Source organism: Paracoccus aurantiacus, assembly GCF_007993065.1.
Classification (GTDB): domain Bacteria; phylum Pseudomonadota; class Alphaproteobacteria; order Rhodobacterales; family Rhodobacteraceae; genus Paracoccus; species Paracoccus aurantiacus.
This window is the reverse complement of sequence record NZ_VOPL01000030.1, coordinates 1-674: the sequence shown is the minus strand read 5'-3', so window position 1 is coordinate 674 and position 674 is coordinate 1. Positions and strand designations below refer to the sequence as shown.

Below are 674 nucleotides of genomic sequence, written 5' to 3'. Positions count from 1 at the left end.
GAATGGTTCAAGGCGCCGCGCGTGTTCCCCGACCGGGTGAAAAGCTTCAAAAAGGCGCTGTCCGACGCCAATGTCGGCATCGCCACGCTGCTGCCCATGTATCGCTGGGCCAGCAATGACGAGGCGGAACGGCAAGCGGCCGTCCGCCACTGGAAACGCGCCATCGAAATTGCTGTCGAACTGGGCGTCGACACCATGAACAGCGAATTCGGCCGCGGCCCGCATCCGGACAAGGGCAGCTGCTATTGCTGTCACACCGGCAGCATGATCGAGGCCTGCGAGGATGCCTGGTGGCGCAGCATGGAAGAACTGGTGCCGGTCTTCGAAAAGGAAGGCATCAACCTGCATATCGAACCCCATCCCGAGGACTGGACCGAGACGCTGCAACCCTCGCTGGACCTGATCCGCACGGTGAACAGCCCCCGCGTTAAATTCCTCTATTGCACGCCGCATACCTTCTATTTCGGTGACGACACGGTGGCGATGCTGCGTGAAAGCGCCGATGTGCTGGCCCATGTCCACATCGCCGACACCTTCAACCACAAGGCCAGCAGCGGGCTGCGCTATATCATCAACCCGCCCGGATCGCAGGCGCGTGTCCACCAGCATCTGAATATCGGTCAGGGCGAGGTGCCGTGGGACGATTTCTACCGCACACTGGCTGAAATAGGCTT

At 61.0% G+C, this 674-nt stretch carries 1 protein-coding gene; it reads left to right on the top strand.

What is annotated here, in order from left to right:
• Positions 1-21 precede the first annotated feature (21 nt).
• Positions 22-674 (top strand): sugar phosphate isomerase/epimerase family protein (locus FQV27_RS18710; RefSeq protein WP_246133183.1); only part of this gene is annotated, 653 nt, incomplete at its 3' end.